General features: G+C 73.1%; 16 protein-coding genes and 1 pseudogene. 14 read left to right on the plus strand and 3 right to left on the minus strand.

The features are described 5' to 3' along the window. Positions 1-7 precede the first annotated feature (7 nt). Genes rsfS through ACIBSW_RS40150 form a run of 4 tightly spaced genes read left to right on the plus strand, consistent with a single transcriptional unit; the run spans position 8 to position 2,325 of the window. A complete protein-coding gene (rsfS, locus tag ACIBSW_RS40135) occupies positions 8-409 on the plus strand; it encodes a ribosome silencing factor (protein WP_354725395.1) in 402 nt (133 codons plus the stop codon). Continuing rightward, positions 406-1,041: a histidine phosphatase family protein gene (locus ACIBSW_RS40140; RefSeq protein WP_354725393.1), complete on the plus strand. Its 636-nt coding sequence runs from the start codon at positions 406-408 to the stop codon at positions 1,039-1,041. The genes rsfS and ACIBSW_RS40140 overlap by 4 nt, the downstream gene beginning before the upstream one ends. Positions 1,042-1,089: 48 nt before the next feature. Beyond that, complete coding sequence (locus tag ACIBSW_RS40145; protein ID WP_354725391.1) at positions 1,090-1,455, plus strand: hypothetical protein; 366 nt, start codon at positions 1,090-1,092, stop codon at positions 1,453-1,455. Positions 1,456-1,479: 24 nt separating this feature from the next. Next, the gene (locus ACIBSW_RS40150; protein WP_354725389.1) at positions 1,480-2,325 is read left to right on the plus strand and encodes a DegV family protein; all 846 of its coding nucleotides are present in this window, start codon (positions 1,480-1,482) and stop codon (positions 2,323-2,325) included. Positions 2,326-2,659: 334 nt separating this feature from the next. Here ACIBSW_RS40150 and ACIBSW_RS40155 read toward each other — a convergent pair whose 3' ends face one another. Further along, complete coding sequence (locus ACIBSW_RS40155; RefSeq protein WP_354725387.1) at positions 2,660-3,457, minus strand: putative protein N(5)-glutamine methyltransferase; 798 nt, start codon at positions 3,455-3,457, stop codon at positions 2,660-2,662. 1,290 nt (positions 3,458-4,747) lie between these two features. Between ACIBSW_RS40155 and ACIBSW_RS40160 the strand changes: the two genes are divergently transcribed. The 9 genes and pseudogenes from ACIBSW_RS40160 to ACIBSW_RS40200 all read left to right on the plus strand — a co-directional run bounded on the left by ACIBSW_RS40160 (position 4,748) and on the right by ACIBSW_RS40200 (position 14,173). Continuing rightward, a complete protein-coding gene (locus ACIBSW_RS40160) occupies positions 4,748-5,665 on the plus strand; it encodes a helix-hairpin-helix domain-containing protein (RefSeq protein ID WP_404799611.1) in 918 nt (305 codons plus the stop codon). After that, a pseudogene (locus ACIBSW_RS40165) lies at positions 5,662-8,147 on the plus strand (ComEC/Rec2 family competence protein). The gene ACIBSW_RS40160 and the pseudogene ACIBSW_RS40165 overlap by 4 nt, the downstream one beginning before the upstream one ends. A 199-nt stretch (positions 8,148-8,346) precedes the next feature. Further along, on the plus strand, positions 8,347-8,484 hold the full coding sequence (locus tag ACIBSW_RS40170; RefSeq protein WP_354725384.1) for a hypothetical protein: 138 nt from the start codon (positions 8,347-8,349) through the stop codon (positions 8,482-8,484). A gap of 29 nt (positions 8,485-8,513) precedes the next feature. Then, positions 8,514-9,095 (plus strand): hypothetical protein, encoded by a 582-nt coding sequence (locus ACIBSW_RS40175; RefSeq protein WP_354725382.1) that lies wholly within the window; start codon positions 8,514-8,516, stop codon positions 9,093-9,095. Positions 9,096-9,173: 78 nt separating this feature from the next. Next, a complete protein-coding gene (locus ACIBSW_RS40180; RefSeq protein ID WP_354725380.1) occupies positions 9,174-9,503 on the plus strand; it encodes a hypothetical protein in 330 nt (109 codons plus the stop codon). Between the two features lie 33 nt (positions 9,504-9,536). Next, complete coding sequence (locus ACIBSW_RS40185) at positions 9,537-9,935, plus strand: hypothetical protein (RefSeq protein ID WP_354725379.1); 399 nt, start codon at positions 9,537-9,539, stop codon at positions 9,933-9,935. Positions 9,936-9,978: 43 nt separating this feature from the next. Beyond that, complete coding sequence (locus ACIBSW_RS40190; RefSeq protein ID WP_354725377.1) at positions 9,979-12,390, plus strand: GH92 family glycosyl hydrolase; 2,412 nt, start codon at positions 9,979-9,981, stop codon at positions 12,388-12,390. Between the two features lie 239 nt (positions 12,391-12,629). Beyond that, positions 12,630-13,613, plus strand: coding sequence for a DNA polymerase III subunit delta (gene holA, locus ACIBSW_RS40195; RefSeq protein WP_354725441.1), 984 nt, complete (start codon positions 12,630-12,632; stop codon positions 13,611-13,613). Beyond that, the gene (locus ACIBSW_RS40200) at positions 13,610-14,173 is read left to right on the plus strand and encodes a hypothetical protein (RefSeq protein ID WP_354725375.1); all 564 of its coding nucleotides are present in this window, start codon (positions 13,610-13,612) and stop codon (positions 14,171-14,173) included. Before holA ends, ACIBSW_RS40200 begins: the two co-directional genes overlap by 4 nt. Positions 14,174-14,632: 459 nt before the next feature. On the opposite strand, the gene rpsT is transcribed toward ACIBSW_RS40200, so the two are convergent. Both rpsT and ACIBSW_RS40210 read right to left on the minus strand, forming a co-directional pair. Next, complete coding sequence (rpsT, locus tag ACIBSW_RS40205; protein ID WP_354725373.1) at positions 14,633-14,899, minus strand: 30S ribosomal protein S20; 267 nt, start codon at positions 14,897-14,899, stop codon at positions 14,633-14,635. Between the two features lie 160 nt (positions 14,900-15,059). After that, positions 15,060-16,028 carry a phosphotransferase gene (locus ACIBSW_RS40210; protein ID WP_354725371.1) on the minus strand — a complete coding sequence of 323 codons (969 nt, stop codon included), beginning with the start codon at positions 16,026-16,028 and terminating at the stop codon, positions 15,060-15,062. A gap of 52 nt (positions 16,029-16,080) precedes the next feature. Between ACIBSW_RS40210 and ACIBSW_RS40215 the strand changes: the two genes are divergently transcribed. After that, the gene (locus ACIBSW_RS40215) at positions 16,081-16,614 is read left to right on the plus strand and encodes a DUF4240 domain-containing protein (protein WP_354725369.1); all 534 of its coding nucleotides are present in this window, start codon (positions 16,081-16,083) and stop codon (positions 16,612-16,614) included. The last annotated feature ends 353 nt before the right edge of the window (positions 16,615-16,967 follow it).

Genomic DNA, 16,967 nt, shown 5'->3' on the forward strand with positions numbered 1-16,967 from the left:
GAGACCGGTGCCCGTCACCGAACGTGCCCGCGAGCTCGCGCTGACCGCCGCGCAGGCCGCGGCCGACAAGAAGGCGCAGGACATCGTCCTGATCGATGTCGCCGACCAGCTCTACATCACCGACGCGTTCGTCATCGCCTCGGCTGCCAATGAGCGCCAGGTCGTCGCGATCGTCGATGCCATCGAGGAGGCCCTGCTCGGCCTGCCCGAGAAGGCGAAGCCGGCCCGCCGTGAGGGCGAGCGGCAGGGTCGCTGGGTGCTGCTCGACTACATCGACATCGTGATCCACATCCAGCACGCCGAGGAGCGCGAGTTCTACGCCCTCGACAAGCTCTGGAAGGACTGCCCGACCATCGAGTTCCACGACCGCGACCTGGCCGATGCCGAGGCCTCCTCCGGCGCGGCATGACGACTCGGCTCATCGTCTGGCGGCACGGCAACACGGACTGGAACGCGGGCCACCGCGTTCAGGGCCAGACCGACGTGCCGCTCAACGACCTCGGCCGGCAGCAGGCCGTCGACGCCGCCGAGCTGCTGGCCCGGATGCGCCCCGACGCGCTGGTCGCCAGCGACCTGAGCCGGGCCGCCGACACCGCCGCCGCGCTGGCCGCGCTCACCGGCCTGTCGGTGACCTACGACCGGCGGCTGCGCGAGCGCTACTTCGGTCTCTGGGAAGGTCTCACGATGACCGAGATCACCCAGACCCGCCCGGAGGAGTACGCCCGCTGGACGGCCGGCGCCGACGACATCGGCGGCGAGGTCGAGACCCTCGACGACCTGGGCAAGCGGGTCGCCGAGGCGCTGCAGGCCGCCGCCGACCTGGTCGAGCCCGGCGGCACCGTCGTCGTGGCCACGCACGGCGCGGCCGTGCGCTCCGGGGTCGGGCACCTGCTCGGCTGGCCCCGCGAGCAGCTGCGCACGCTGCGCGCGCTGCAGAACTGCCACTGGGTCGAGCTCACCCACGACGCGCAGCGGGGCTGGCAGATCGCCACCTACAACGTCGGCCCGTTCGCCGACCGGCCGTCGCCGCCGCCGGTTTGATCGCCGATGCGAGGAACGATCCGGCCACCCGGTAGCGTCCAAGGCACCATGACTATTCGACGCCTCGCCATCCCCCTGCTGGTCGTCGTGGCACTCGCCGGCTGCGCCAACGGCGCCGCCTCCGACGACTCCGCCGCCGCACCCGGCGCCACCTCTTCCGCCGTCCCCACCGAAGAGTCCGCCAGCACCGCACCCACCGCCGGCAAAAAGACCCTCACCGGCACGATCACGGCCGGTGTCGAGCCCGGCTGCCTGCTCCTCGAGGACCACCTGTTGGTCATCAAGGACACCGCGCTCGAATCGGTCGCCAAGGTCGGCGCCACGGTCACCGCGACCGGCGAGGCCCAGCCGGGCATGATGACGACCTGCCAGCAGGGCACGCCGTTCATCGTCGCCACCATCCGCGCGAACTAGCCCACCATCGGCTACGGTGCCCGCATGCCCGTCGCGGTCGTCACCGATTCCACCGCGTACCTGCCGTCTGAGCTGAGCGGGACGTACGACCTCACCGTCGTCCCGCTCACCGTCGTCATCAACGGGGTTGAAGGCCTCGAGGGCGAGGAGATCTCACCGGCCGAGGTCGCACACGCCCTCGGCCAGCGGCGGGTCGCCGTCAGCACGTCCCGGCCCGCACCCGAACAGTTCGCGGCCGCGTACCGCCGGCTCCTGGACGCCGGCGCCGACGGCATCGTCTCCGTGCACCTGTCGTCCCAGATCTCCGGCACCTACGACGCGGCGGTCCTGGCGGCCGCCGAGATCGGACCGCAGGTCCAGGTCGTCGACAGCGAGACGACCGGGATGGGCCTGGGCTTCGTCGCCCTGGCCGCGGCGACGGCGGCCGGCCGCGCCGCCGACCTCGATACGGTACGGCGGGCAGCGGTCGACCACTCCGCCCAGATCAGCGTCCTGTTCTACGTGGACACGCTGGAGTTCCTCCGGCGCGGCGGGCGGATCGGCGCGGCCTCGGCGCTGCTCGGCACGGCCCTGTCGGTCAAGCCGATCCTGCACATGGTCGACGGGGTGATCGTCGTCCGGGACAAGGTCCGGACCGCGGGGCGGGCGCTTGCGCGGCTCGTCGACCTGGCGGTGGAGGCGTCCGGGGAGGGTGAGGTCGACATCGCGGTACATCACCTCGGCGCGGCGGACCGGGCGGCGGCGCTGGCCGATGTGGTCACGGTGCGGCTGGGTGATCGGCTGCGGGACTGCTACATCACGGAGATCGGGGCGGTGGTCGCGGCGCACGTCGGCCCCGGCGTCGCCGGGGTGGTCGTGCACCGGCGTTAAGGTCTGGTGGCCGTGACCTTTCGGGCGCGACGGCGCCGGGCGGGCCGCCTCGCGGACCCTGTCGGCCGGGGCACGCACCCAGCGCCCAGCCGCGGCATCTCGGCACGAGCAGGCCTTAATGTTCAGACAAACGCCGCGCTGACCCGTCTGGGCAACGCCATGCGGCCATGCCGACACCGTCGCCGTCGCCCGGACCGGGAGTCGTCGGCGGGCCGGGTCAGCGATTGCGGTCGGTCCGCCTGATCGTGGATGACGGGTGGTCGGCCACTCACGTCCGGCCCTCTGCGCGCCCCCGGCTACGGCGTGTCTTGGCGCCACGCGCCCGCCCGGTAGCTCATGTTCGGCGGGCTGTGACGACCCTGGCGTCGAGTTCGTCGTCTTCGGCGATGCCCGGCCGGAGCCCTGCCGCCCGCACCGCGGCGACGGCGGCGCCGGTCTGAGCCTCGGTGATCTCGGAGAGCATCAGGCCGCCGGGCGACAGCCACCGCGTGGCCTCCGCGACGACGGCGCGGAAGACGTCGAGCCCGTCGTCGCCGCCGTCGAGGGCCCCGTGCGGCTCGTGCTCCCGGGCCTCGGCCGGGAGCAGGGGGATGTGCCGGGTCGCGACGTACGGGACGTTGGCCAGCAGGATGTCGATCCGGCCGCGGAGGTCGGCCGGCAGGGCGTCGAAGAGATCGCCCTCGAAGACGTCGCCACCCAGGTTGTCGCGGCCGACCAGGTTGGCGCGGTCGCCCAGGTTGTCGCGTGCGCAGGCCACGGCGGCGGGGTCGTTGTCGGCGGCGAAGAGGGTGATGGCCGGGCGCTGATGGCGTAGGGCCAGGCCGAGGGCGCCGGAACCGCAGCAGAGGTCGACGACGACGCCGCCGGTCTCGGCCGCGGCGGTGCGGACCAGGAGTTCGCTGCGGACGCGGGGGACGAAGACGCCGGGGCGCAGGCGGACCCGGACGCCGCAGAAGTCCGCGTAGCCGACGACCTGTTCCAAGGGCTCGCCCCGGGTCCGGCGGCTGATCAGCTCGTCGAGGTGGCGGGGGTCGGCGGCGGCCTCGCCGAGCACGGCGGCCTCGTCCTCGGCGAAGACGCAGCCGGCGGCTCGGAGGCGGCGGATGGCGTCGGCCAGGTCGGTGACTGTCACGGGGCAATCTCATAGCACAGGGCGGGGGTGGGGTAGGGGTTTTCCACATCGTTGGGTTGTCCACAGCGGGGCGGGCGGGTGGCGGCCGGGAGGCCTAGGTTTCGGGCCGTGCTTGAGGCGAGGAAACCAGACGACGTGAGCGCCAGGCTGCGGACGGTCCTGGCGCCGAAGGAGCCATCGGCCGGGGTGGGTTCGGGTGCCGGGGGTGGGCCGGCGTCCGGGTATCCCACGGGGTCGCCCTGGGCTACGGCACCGGGCTCGTTGCAGGAGCCGGCTCCTGCGACATCGTGGCTGCCGGCTTCCCCTCCTTCGCACGTGCCAGTTACTTCGGCTCTGCAGGTGTCGGTCTCTCCTGATTCGCCTGGGCGGGCTTCTTCGGCTTCGCAGGTCCAGGCCTCTCCTGATTCGCCTGTGCAGGCTTTGCATGGGCTGGCCTCTGTTGATGCGCCTGCGCGGGTTTCTTCGGCTTCGGATGTGCCGGTCTCTTCGGCTTCGCGTGTGTCGGCCTCTCCTGATTCGCCTGTGCGGATCTCTTCGGCTTTGCATGGGCCGGCCTCTGTACATTCGTCTGCGCGGGTTTCTTCGGCTTCGGATGTGCCGGCTTCTTCGGCTTCGCGTGTGTCGGCCTCTCCTGATTCGCCTGTGCGGACTTCTTCGGCTTTGCATGGGCCAGCCTCTGTACATTCGCCTGCGCGGGTTTCTTCGGCTTCGGATGTGCCGGCTTCTTCGATTCCGCGCGTGTCGGCCTCTCCCGCTTCGTATGTGCCGGTGGCTTCGACTTCATCTGTCCCGGCCTCTTCAGATCCGCAAGTGCCGGTCTCGTCGGCCTCGGATGTGCAGGCCTCCCCGGCTCCGCATGTGCCGACGCTTCCTGATTCGCAGGCGCTGGACTCCTCGGCCTGGCAGGTGTCGGCGACAGGGTCTGCGGAGGATTCCCGCTGGCCTGTGCCGGGTGGGCCTCCGTTGACCTGGGACGATCTGTTGCCAGGCTGGCCGGACGACGTGACTCTTGAGCCCGCCTCCGGCGAGGAAGCGCCGCCACAACGACCCGTCGAGCCGGTGGCCGAGGATCTTGCATATCGGCCGGCCTGGGCGGCCGGGACCGGCGCTCGACGCCCGATCCGTCCGCCGGACCCCTTCGGGCCCGAATCCGCCCGGCTCGAATCCGCCTGGCCCGATCCGGTCGGAGCCGGCCGCTTCGAGGTCGGCATCCCGGGTGCAGAACCTGTGGTGGTCCAGTCCTCGGGCGCAGAGACCGTTGTGGTCGGGTCCCTGAGTGGCGAGCCCTTTGTGCCTCGGGCCTCGGGCGGCGAGTTCCATGTAGCTGGGGCCTCGGGAGCCGAGCATCCCTTTGTGGCTGGCTCTTCGGGTGGCGGGCCCTTTGCGGTTGGCTCTTCGGGTGGCGGGCCCTTTGCGGTTGGCTCTTCGGGTGGCGGGCCCTTTGCGGTTGGCTCTTCGGGCGGCGAGTCCTATGCGGCTGGCTCTCCGGGGGCCGAGCCCTTTGTGACTGGCTCTCCGGGTGCCGGACGCTTTCGGGCCGGGGAGGCCGTGCTCAGCGGTGCGGGTGCCTTTGATCCCGGCCGGAGGGGAGTGCGGGCCCTGGCCGCCGTCGCGGTCGTCGTCGTGCTTGTCGCGGCGCTGCTGGCCTGGCGGGCGCGGCCCCGGGTGGACCCGGTGGCTCCGCCCGGAATCGATCCCGTCGCCGCCGGTGCCCCGTTCGCGGGCGACGGAACGGCCGCGGCCGGTGCCGCGCCGAGCGCATCCGGCCCGGCTCAGGTGGTCGTTGCGGTCGGCGGCAAGGTTCGCAAGCCGGGGCTGGTGCAGCTCCCGGCCGGGGCGCGGGTCGCGGACGCCCTGCGGGCCGCGGGCGGCGCCGACCCGGGCGTGGACGTCGCGCCCCTGAACCTGGCCCGCAAGATCGCCGACGGTGAACTGATCATGGTTGGCGTCACGCCGCCGCCGGGCGCCGTTCCGGCCGGCCCGGCCGGCGCTGCGGGGCCGGGCAGCCCGGCCGGCGGCCCGATCAATCTGAACACCGCGACCCTTGCGGACCTGGACGGCCTACCGGGCGTGGGGCCGGTGCTGGCACAGCGGATCCTGGAGGCCCGCGACGCGCAGGGCGGCTTCCGGGCCGTGACGGACCTCCGCAAGGTCGAGGGCATCGGCACCGCCCGCTTCGAGCAGCTCAAAGACCTGGTGACGGTGTGAACGGCCGCGCGGGCGCCGACCGGGCCGATCGCCGCACGCCGGACCTGCGCCTGGCCGGCTTCGCGGTGGCACTATGGCTAGCCGCCCTCGCCGCCCTGTACCTGTCGGCCCGAGCCGGCCTGATCGTCGGCGGGGTCGCGCTGATCGCCGCGGCCGCGACAGCGTTGACCGGATGGTCGTCCGGCAGGCCGTCTGGGGCTTCTGGGTGGCGGGTGGTGGGTGCCTTTCGGTGGATCGCCGCGGCTGCGACAGCGTTGACCGGGCGGTCATCAGGCAGGCCGCCCAGGACTTCCGCGTGGCGGGCGGCGGGTGCCATGCGGTGGATGGTGGCCGCCGCCCTGCTCGGCGCGGGGTGCGGCGCCGTTGCCACGGCCGCGCGGGTGAGCGTGCGGGAGTCCGGGCCGCTCGCCGCGCTTGTCGCCGACGGCGCCACCGTACGAGTGGATCTTGTGGTGCGTGATGATCCGCGGGCCTTGCGGGGATCGCCCGGGCTGCCGGCCACCTACCTGGTCGCGGTTGATCTCACGGCCGTGTATCCCGGCGACGCGCCGCGGCTGCGGCTGTCGGCGCGGGCGTTGGTGCTCGGCTCCGATCCCGCGTGGCGGGTGCTGCTGCCCGGCCAGCGGGCCTCGGTGGCGGGCCGGTTGCTGGCACCGCGCGGCGGCGATCTGCGCGCCGCCGTGCTGTCCGCCCATGATCCGCCGCGGCTGCGCGGCCGCCCCGCATGGGCGCAGCGCGGCGCCGGCGCCCTGCGTGCCGGGCTGCAGCGGGCGTGCGCGCCGCTGCCCGACGACGTCGGTGGCCTGCTGCCGGGCCTGGTCGTCGGCGACACCAGCCGCCTCGACGCCGCCCTGGAGGAGGACTTCCGGCAGACCGGGATGACACACCTGAACGCGGTCAGCGGCGCCAACGTGGCAATCATCATCGGCGTGGTGCTGTTCGCGGTGCGGTGGGCCAGGGCCGGGCCGGTCGTCACCGCGCTGGTCTGCGCCGTCGCGCTGGTCGGGTTCGTGATTCTGGCGCGGCCGTCGCCGAGCGTGGTGCGGGCCGCCGCGATGGGGGCGATCGGACTGCTCGGGCTCGCGGCCGGGCGTCCCCGTGCGGCGCTGCCCGCGCTCGCCGCCGGGGTTGCCGTCCTGATCGTCGTCGACCCCGAGCTGGCCGGTGACGTGGGCTTCGCGCTCTCCGTGCTCGCCACCGGCGGCCTGTTGCTGCTCGCTCCGAAGTGGCGAGATGCCCTGCGGGCCCGCGGCTGGCCGCCCGGTGCCGCGGAAGCACTCGCGGTGCCGGCCGCGGCGCAGGTGGCGTGTGGCCCTGTCGTGGCCGGGATCTCCGGGTCGGTGAGCTTGGTGGCCGTACCCGCAAACCTGCTCGTCGTGCCGGCGATCGCGCCCGCCACGCTGCTCGGCGTCTCCGCCGCCGTGTTGTCGCCGGTGTGGCCGGCCGGCGCGGAGTTCGCCGCCTGGGTGGGGCAGTGGCCGGCGCGGTGGCTCGTCATCGTTGCCACCTACGGCGCCCGGGTGCCCGCCGGAGCGCTGCCGTGGCCCGGCGGGGTGCTCGGCGGGCTGCTGCTGGGCGTCGTCACGGTCGCGCTGCTCGTCGCCGCCCGGCGGCCGGTCGTCCGGAGCCTCGTCGCGGTTCTCTGTGCCGGCGCCGTGGTCGGCACGCTGCCCGTACGGCTGCTCGCCTCCGGGTGGCCGCCGCCGCGCTGGTTGATCGTCACCTGCGCCGTCGGGCAAGGCGACGCCGTGGTGCTGCCGGCGGGTACCGGGCGGGCGGTTGTGGTCGATGCCGGGCCGGAGCCGGCGCATGTCGACCATTGCCTGCGGCGGCTCGGCGTGCGGCAGGTCTGCTCTTTGTCGTCAGCCACTTCCACGTCGACCACGCCGGCGGGGTCGCCGGGGTCTTCCGGAACCGGTCCGTCGGCGCCGTCGTCACGCCCGACTGGCCCGATCCGCCCGGTGGCCGGGCACTCGTGGCGGCACAGGCCGCCGAGGCGCGCACGCCGATGCTGGCCGTCGGCCCCGGCTGGACGTACACGGTCGGCGGGCTGGAGGTGGCGGTGCTGGGGCCGTACGAGCCGTTGCGGGGCACCAGCTCCGACCCGAACAACAACTCGCTCGTGCTGCGGGCCCGGGTCGACGGGCGGACCCTGTTGCTGCCGGGCGACGCCGAGACCGAGGAACAGCAGGAACTGCTCAGCCACCTCGGGCCGGCGGCCGTGCGCGCCGACGTCCTGAAGGTGGCTCACCACGGGAGCGCATACCAGCTGCCGGAGTTCGTCGACGCCGTCGATCCTGCCGTGGCGCTCGTCAGCGTCGGGGCCGGCAACGACTACGGCCACCCGAATGCCGGGCTGCTCGCGAGGCTCGGGCGGGGCGGTGCGCGCGTGCTGCGTACCGATGAAGGGGGTGACCTGGCAGCGGTCAGCACCGGCCGGGGTCTCGCCGTCGTCGCCCGCGGCGACCCGCCCGACTCATGAGAGCGCTGGTTGGGGGTTTGCTGTGGTCACTCGTGGTGGCGCGCGTGGCTTCTGTGGGTTCTGGTTGAGGGGGTTGTTGTCGCTTGTGGTGACTCGGCTGGCTTCTGAGTGGTCGGTATCCGTTTGGTTGTTGATCAATCGTTTTAGGCTGCTGTCGGGTTGATGAGCTGCTTGAGCTCGCCCGTTGATCGGAGACGCCGTGACAGACGTGCAGGCCACGCCACCAGCAGGGGAACAGGACGCGGAGGGTTCGTCCGGCGTACCCGAGCAGTCGATGGGGATCGGTGCCGGCATGAAGCCGGTTGTGGTGACGGTTTGTCTGTGGGTGTTCTGCTGACCGGGTTGTTCTTGGCGGCGGGCGGGCGGTTGGACCGCTCGGCGACGGCGCAGGTGCTGGCAGTCGGGGCGGTGGTGATCGCGCTGGTCGCGGTCCTGGTCGCGGTTGGTGGACAACTGGCCGCGCTGCTGGTGGGGAAGGTGCCGACTGCGGCGTCGGTGCGCCGGGCCGGGCGTCGCGGTGTCCTGGCCGTGCTGTCGGCCGGGCTGCTGAGCCTGCTGGCGGTGTTGCTGGCGGGCGTGGCGGCGCTGGTCGTTCAGCGGCCCGGGGAGGCGGCGGTGGCCGCCGAGCCGTTGATGGTCGTTCAGCGCGGTGCCGTGGGGGCCGATTCGGCCATCACGGCGAAGATCACGTTTCCCGGCATGAAGGCCGGCGGCGTGCTTGAGGCGACGATCGACGTGGTCGCCGACGACGGCCGGTACGAATTGGCCCGCGCCGCGGTGCTCGTCGGTGTGGACGGGCCCGCGACGGTGGGTTTGACGGCGACGACCGACGCTTCCGACGAGGTCGTGGTCGAGGCGAATGCGCCGAACCGCAGGTGCACGGCGCGCCTGCCGTCCAGGGGAACGGGCGACGAGCCCGGCGTTCCGGTGACCTGTACCACCGTCTGACGGCCGGTCGCGCCGTCACATTTCGGAGGGCCGGCTCGTCCAACTCGTCGACGATCGATGAGTGATGAGGAGACAACGATGAAGGTCGCAGTGGCAGGCGGCACCGGGGTGACCGGCCGGTACGTCGTCGAGATGCTGACCGCAGCGGGGCACGAGCCGGTTGCGCTGGCCCGGTCGAAGGGTGTCGACCTGGTGTCGGGGGCGGGGCTGGACGCCGCGCTCGACGGGGTGGACGCCACGATCGATGTGAGCAACGTGACGACGCTGAAGCGGGACGTCGCCGTGGGCTTCTTCGACATCGCCGGGCGCAACCTGCTCGGTGCGGCCGCGCGTGCCGGGGTGCGGCACCACGTCGCGCTCTCGATCGTCGGGATCGACCGGGTGAAGACCGGGTACTACCAGGGCTAGCTGCGTCAGGAGGAGGTCGTCCGGGACGGCTCGGTGCCCTGGAGCGTGCTGCGGGCGACGCAGTTTCACGAGTTCGCGGGACAATTGCTCGACCGGATGCCGGGGCCGGTCGCGCTGGTGCCGCGGCTGACCGTCCAGCCCATCGCCGTGCGTGAGGTCGCCGAGGCACTGGTGGCGATCGTCGCCGGCGAGCCGCAGGGCGCCGCCCCCGACCTGGCCGGGCCCCGGGTTGAGTCGCTGGTCGACATGGCCCGGCGGCTGATCCGGGCGGGCGGCAGCCGGCGCCGGCCGGTCGTTCCGTTGTGGCTGCCCGGGCCGATGGCGGGCGGAGGTCTGCTGCCTACCGGCCCCGGAGCGAGGGGCACGCAGACGTTCGAGCAGTGGCTCGCCGACAGCGGTTCGCGCGGCGTTCACCCGGCGGCGGGGCATTGAGGTATCGGTGATCATCTACGTCGTCGTAGGGTGACGCATGTCGATGTCACGTGCACGTGCCCTGCTCGCCGCGGCGGTGGGTGCGGTCCTGATCGCGGCGCTGGCACCTGCCGCACCGGTCGCTGCCGCGCCCGTCCCGGTGCCGCTGGTCGAGGATCCGGCGAGCCATGTGGACCCGTTCGTCGGTACCACGCGCGGCGGCAACACCTGGCCCGGTGCGACGCGGCCGTTCGGCATGATCGCGTGGAGCCCGACGAACACCGCCGGCGACCAGACCACCGCGCCCGCGTCGAACGGCTATGACTACAACGTGACCAGGCTGCGCGGCTTCAGCCTGACGCACGTCAACGGGGCCGGGTGCAGCCCCGGCGCGGCCGGCGATGTGCCGATCATGCCGTACGTGGGTGACGTGACGACCTCGCCCACCGCCGACACCCGCGACCAGCGGTACTCCTCCACGTTCTCGCACGCCAACGAGTCGGCCGCCCCCGGGCGGTACACGGTCGGGCTCGACAACGGCGTGCGTACCGATCTCGCGGTGAGCACGCGGGCCGGCGTCGGGAACTTCTCGTTCCCCGCCGGCTCCGCCGCGAACCTGCTGTTCCGCACGTCGAACTCGCTCAACGGCAGCGAGGACGCCCGGATCGACATCGACGGCTCCGCCCGTACGGTGAATGGGTCGGTTTTGACCGGAGGGTTCTGCGGGCGGCGGGGCAACGGCGGCGGGGCGACCAACCCGAACCGGCGCTCCTACTACCGCCTGTACTTCAGCGCGGTCTTCGACCGCGACTTCGCCCGGACCGGGACCTGGCAGAACGCGACGGTCACGCCGGGCGGCACCACCGCGACCGGGGGAGAGGGATACCTCACCGGCGCGGACCGGGCCGGCAAGGGATCCGGCGGCTGGGTCGGCTTCGACACGGCCGCCGGCGGCGAGGTGCGGATGCGGATCGGCATCTCGTACGTGAGCACGGGCGGCGCCGCGGCCAACCGGGACGCCGAGGTGCCGGACACCGCGACCGTCGACTCGGTCGCGGCGGCCACCCGGGACGCCTGGAACGCCGAGCTCGGGCGCATCGGGGTCGGCGGCGGCACCGCGGCGCGGACGACCGCGTTCTACACCGCGGTCTACCACTCGCTCATGCAACCGCAGACCATGAACGACATCGACGGCCAGTACCTCGGCGCCGACCTGCAGATCCACCGCATCCGGGCCGGCCAGCGGGCCGTCTACGGCACCTTCTCGGGCTGGGACCAGTATCGGGCGCAGATCCAGTTGCTGGCCCTGCTGCGGCCCGACGTCGCCGGCGACATGGCACAGTCGATGCTGGACTTCGCCGCGCAGAACAACGGCGTCTGGGACCGCTGGCTGCACCTCGGCGCGCCGACCCACGTCATGACCGGCGACCCGGCCGCGCCGACGCTGGCCACCTACCACGCGATGGGCGCGACCGGCTTCGACGTCGATGCCGCGCTCGAGTCGCTGGTCAGGCAGGCCACGGTGCAGAACCCGGACGCGCTCTCCGACGCCGGATGCCCCGGGCAGTGCCTCGGCCAGCGCCCCACGCTGAACACCTACCTGGCGCTGAAGTACGCGGCGAACGACATCTGCCACTGCTGGGGCGGTGCCGCCGAGACGCTGGAGAACTCGCTGGCCGACTTCTCGCTGGCGATGTGGGCGCGGCGGGCCGGGCGCAACGACCTGTACCGGCAGCTGCTGCCGCGCGGGGACTACTGGAAGAACACGTTCAATCCCGCGGTCGGCTATCAGGCGGCGCGCCGGGCGGACGGCAGCTGGCAGGCCGGATTCACGCCGTCGACGGACGTGGGGTTCGCGCAGGGCTCCAGCGCCACGTACACCTGGATGGTGCCGCAGGACGTGTCGGGGCTGGCCACGCTGATGGGCGGGCGGCCCGCGGCGGCGGCGCGGCTCGACGGCTTCTTCCACGACGAGAACGGCAACTGGTCGGTGCTCGGCGGGAACGCGCTGCGCTACGACCCGACCAACGAGCCGGGCATCCACGCGCCGTGGCTGTACAACGGGCTCGGGCAGCCGTGGAAGACGCAGGCGACGGTGCGGCAGATCGTCGACACCGCGTACGGGATCGGGCCCGGCGGCCTGCCGGGCAACGACGATCTCGGCACGATGAGCTCCTGGTACGTCTTTGCGGCGATCGGCCTCTTCCCGCAGGTGCCGGGCCGTGCGGAGCTGCTGCTCGGCAGCCCGGTCTTCAGCCGGGTGGTGATCGATCGCGGCAACGGCGTGCGCCTGACGGTGAACGCGAACAGCACCGACACGTACGTGCAGGGCGTCGAGCTGAACGGGTCGGCGCTGCGGCGCTCGTGGCTGCCGGAGTCGTTCCTGCAGCGTGGCGGCACGGTGACCTTCACGCTGGGCGGCACCGCGAACACGACCTGGGCGACCGCGGCAGCGGATCTCCCGCGGGACCACTGAGCCGTTCGGGAGGCACGCGACACGCCCGGATTAGGCCGAGAGTGCGATTCGACCCCGGGCGATCGGTTCGTCTGTGCGCCGGATCACGTTCGCGGCGAAAGGCAGACATTCAGCCTGATCGAGAATCATTACGGCCGGATCCGCATGGCGGATCGCCGATATGTCTGCTTTCGCGTTCCGTGGTTGGAGAGCCGCGCAAACGAGTGAGCCGTGCGGAAGCGTCAGGCCCCCGTGCGAAGATTTCGGACGTGAACACCGCACCTCCCGCCTCGTTGTTGCTCGTCCAAGGCGACGAGGAACTGCTCGCTGCCCGGGCGATCACCGCGGCGGTCACCGCGGCGCGGGCCGACGAGCCCGGCGCCGACGTCCGGGAGTACGAGGCGGGTGCGCTCAGCGCCGGCGAGGTCGCCGAGATGCTCAGCCCGTCGCTGTTCGGCGGCCGGCGGGTGCTGGTGATCCGCAGCGGGCAGGACGCGCGTAAGGACCTCGTCACGGCGTTGCTGGCCTATGCGAAGAATCCCGACCCGGACGTCACGCTGATCGTGGCGCACGTGGGCGGGGCCAAGGGCAAGGCGTTCGCCGACGGGCTGCGCTCAGCCGGCGCGACCGTCGTGCCCGTGGCGAAACTCAAGGGCGACCGCGAGCGGATCGCGTTCGTGCGAGACGAGTTCCGCCGCCACGGCGGGCGCTGCGACGAGCAGGCGGCGGCCGCGCTGCTGGCGGCGGTGGGCAGCGACCTTCGCGAGATCGCGGCCGCCTGCTCCCAGCTGCTCGCCGACACCGACGGCAAGATCAGCGCGGCCGTGGTGGCGCGCTACTACAAGGGCCGCGCCGAGGTCAGCGGCTTCGCGGTCGCCGACGCGGCCATGGTCGGCGACGTGCCGGGCGCGCTCGAGGCCCTGCGCTGGGCGCTGCACGTCGGCGTCGACCCGGTGCCGATCGCGGACGCCATCGCCGACGGCGTCCGCACGGTCGCGCGCGTGGCCTCGGCCGGCCGCGGCAACCCATACCAGATGGCCAGCTCGCTGGGCATGCCCGCGTGGAAGATCCAGAAGGCCCAGGAGCGCAGCCGCGGCTGGACCCCGGAGGGCCTGGTCGACGCGATGCGCGCGGCGGCCGACTGCAACGCGGCCGTCAAGGGCGGCGCCGAGGACCGCGGCTACGCGCTGGAGCAGGCGGTCTTCGCCGTCGCGGCCGCACGCCGTTCCGGCGGTGCACGATGAGCCGGTCCCGTCGCGCCGGGATGTCCCGCGACGAGGCCCGGCAGCAGCCGCTCTACGCGCGCATGCTGGGGCTGCAATATCTGGCGCCCAGCGGCTTCCTCTGCTTCGTGTTTCTCGAGGGCGCGGTGGCGCTGGGCATTCTGCTGGCGCTGGCCGAGCTGGTCAGCTGGTGGGGCGTGCTGGTCCTGCCGACCACGGTCGCGGTGATGGTCAAGCTCAACGACGTGGTGGCGGGGATGGTGATCCGGTCCGGAAGCCCGCGGCCCGCGGCGGTCAACCGCCGGGTCGCCCGCGCATCCGACCCGGGCGAGGAGACCGTTCCGCTGCCTAGCTCGGTGATCGTGCCTTTCCGGTCCGGCGGTGCGGCGGCGTTCCGGTCTGCCGACGTTCGGCCGGCCAGGGTGCCGGGAGGTCCCATCGGCGACCGGTGGGCGGCGCCGCCGGTCGGAGCGATCGACGCGAGCGCCATGAACGGGCCGCCGGTCGGGTGGCCGCGGGCGGAGCTGCTTGACGAGCGTCAGCAGCGGGCCCGCCAGTCGGCCGCGCGCCGCTACCAATAGCGGCTCGCCGCGGGATTCGCGGCGCTCGGCAGGTGCGCGGGTTGCGGCATTTCGGCTGTTGGCCGGGCGCGTGTCGCTGCCTATGGCGGTCACTGCGGGACTCGTGGTGGTCGGCAGGTGCACCGGCTGCGGCAATTCCGACTGCTGGCCGGGTGTCGCTACCGACAGTGACTGACCGCCGCGGTCGTCTGGCGCGCTGGCCGCGGGATTCGCGGCAGCTTGCAGATGCGTCGGCTGCGGGCCCGCCTCGGTCTACCCAGCCTGGCCGGTGGGCCAGCGCGCTGTTGGCGCGCTAGGACTGCCGCGCTTGCTGGGCTGCCGCGCTTGCTGGGCTGCCGCGCTTGCCGGCCTGGGCGGGGATCGGCGGTGGCGTTTCTGCCGTTCGCGGATACAACTCAGGCACCGCTGGACCCGGAGGTCCTACGGTGCCCGGAGGTGCGGTCTATGACCAGCCTGCGGTCAGGCAGACAGCGAGGCGACCCGCTTGGCGATGGCCGACTTGCGGTTCGCCGCCTGGTTCTTGTGGATGACGCCCTTGCTCACGGCCTTGTCGAGCTGGCGCGAGGCGTCACGCAGCAGCGCGGTAGCCGTCTCGCCGTTGCCGGCCGCGTGCGCCTCGTTCAGCTTGCGGATCACGGTCTTCAGCGACGACTTGACCGACTTGTTGCGCAGCCGGGCCTTTTCGTTCTGCCGGTTGCGCTTGATCTGGGACTTGATGTTCGCCACGCGACAGCCTTGTCCTGACTAGTTCGGATGATGTACTCGGACGGTGGCGACAGCAGCAAAAAGCAACGTCACCACACGCGACGAACCAATGTATCAGGCCCGCTTCACGCCGCCCAAATCGCTGGGCCTCTCGGCGGCCTCCGGGGCCGGAAAAGCCCAGCTAGGAGGCCCAGCCGCGGCGCTCGGCCAGCCAGCTGAGTGCCTGTTCGCCGCTGAAGCGCTGATGCTGCCGGCTGTGTGGAGAAGCACTGCTCGGCCCGCCCGCGGCCCGCGTCAGCCAGTATCCGCCGAGCGCGGCCAGGGCGCCGTCGACGCCCGCGGGCGGCGCGCGCCAACCGGACAGGACGGCGTCGACGTCGAGACCGCTCGCATACGCCGTGACCAGCAGCGTCACCGTGTCGAACCACGGCTCGCCCCGGCACGGCCAGGTCCAGTCGCAGAGCCACGCCCTGCCGTCGCGGTCGAGGAGCAGGTTGTCCACGCGCAGGTCGCCGTGCAGCATGCCCGGGCCCGTGACCAGGGCCGGCAGCCCTCGCTCCAGCGCGGCCAGCTCGCCCAGCCGGCCGGGCACCCAGGGCGGCGCGGGAGGCAGCGGCGCCCGCCCGGCCGCGATCTCGGACCACCACGACAATTCGTCGCGCACGATGTCGCCGAGTAGCGGCAGGCCGAGCCCGAGCAGCTCGGCGGACGGACTGCTCAGCGCGGCCGCCGACGCCTCCCACGCGGACAGCGCCGCGGCCAGGTCGGCGGGCGCCCAGGGCAGCGCGGGCAGGCGGCCCTCGATCGCCTCAAGGCACAGCACGAAATGCCCCTCGGCCGCCAGCGTCCACCGCGGCCGGGCGGCCGGAACCTCCGGCGGCAGGGCGGCCGTGATCGCCGCCTCGCGGGCGTACCAGTCGGAGAGCGGTTCGGTCAGCGGCGCGGCCTTGACGAACGCCCGGTCCCCGGCCACCGTCGTGAGCAGGGCCGCGAAGGCCCGGGTGAATCCGCCGCCCGCGCTGGCCGCGGCCGTGACGGGCCCGCCGAGCCGCACGCTGATCGCTTCCCGCAGGCCCGCGGGCAGATCACCCCAATCCGGGCGTACGGCCGTAGCGCCGTACGCGATCTCGGGTACGGAAACCGCGCGCATGCCCCCATCCTGCCTCCCCATTCCTGTCGTACCCGGCTGGCAGGCTGTGGCCATGAGAACGGACGACTTCTGGGCGGTCATCGACCGGGCGACCGCCGACCGGCCGGGTTCGCCTGGAGAGGTGGCCAAGCGCGCCATCGCCGACCTGGCCACCCGCGACCCCGACGAGATCGTGGCGTGGGGCCGCCACCTCGACAAGGTCATGGCCGCCTCCGGCAAGGAGGACCTGTGGGCGGCCGCCTACCTGATCAACGGCGGCTGCTCCGACGAAGGTTTCGACAACTTCCGAGGCTGGCTGATCGCCAACGGGCGGGAGGTGCTGGCCCGGGCGGTCCGCGAGCCCGATTCGCTGGCCGACCTGCCGTCGGTGCGCGCCGCCGCGTCGACCGGCGCCGTCTTCGAGGCCGAGGAGGTGCTGACCATCGCGGAGGAGGCGCACCAGCAGGCGACGGGCGCCGGGCTGCCCGCCAAGGAGACGGCGCCGACCAGGCCGGATGCGGCGATGCTGTGGGACTTCGACAACGAGGACGAGATGCAGCGGCGCCTGCCCCGCCTCTCCGAGCTGTTCCTGGAGCCGCCGGACTGACCTGGGCTCGCTCCACCCACCGACCGCCACGGCCGCGCCGAGGCGCACGGTGACTTGAGGCCCGTCCGTGGCGGCCCCGCCACGGAGGGCCGGGCTGCGTGGGCTGGTGGAGGGCCGGGCTGCGTGGGCTGGTGGAGGGCCGGGCTGCGTGGGCTGGTGGAGGGCCGGGCTGCGTGGGCTGGTGGAGGGCCGGGCTGCGTGGGCTGGTGGAGGGCCGGGCTGCGTGGGCTGGTGGAGGGCCGGGCTGCGTGGGCTGGTGGAGGGCCGGGCTGCGTGGGCTGGTGGAGGGCCGGGCTGCGTGGGCTGGTGGAGGGCCGGGCTGCGTGGGCTGGTGGAGGGCCGGGCTGCGTGGG

The organism is Actinoplanes sp. NPDC049668, from assembly GCF_044465445.1.
Classification (GTDB): domain Bacteria; phylum Actinomycetota; class Actinomycetes; order Mycobacteriales; family Micromonosporaceae; genus Actinoplanes.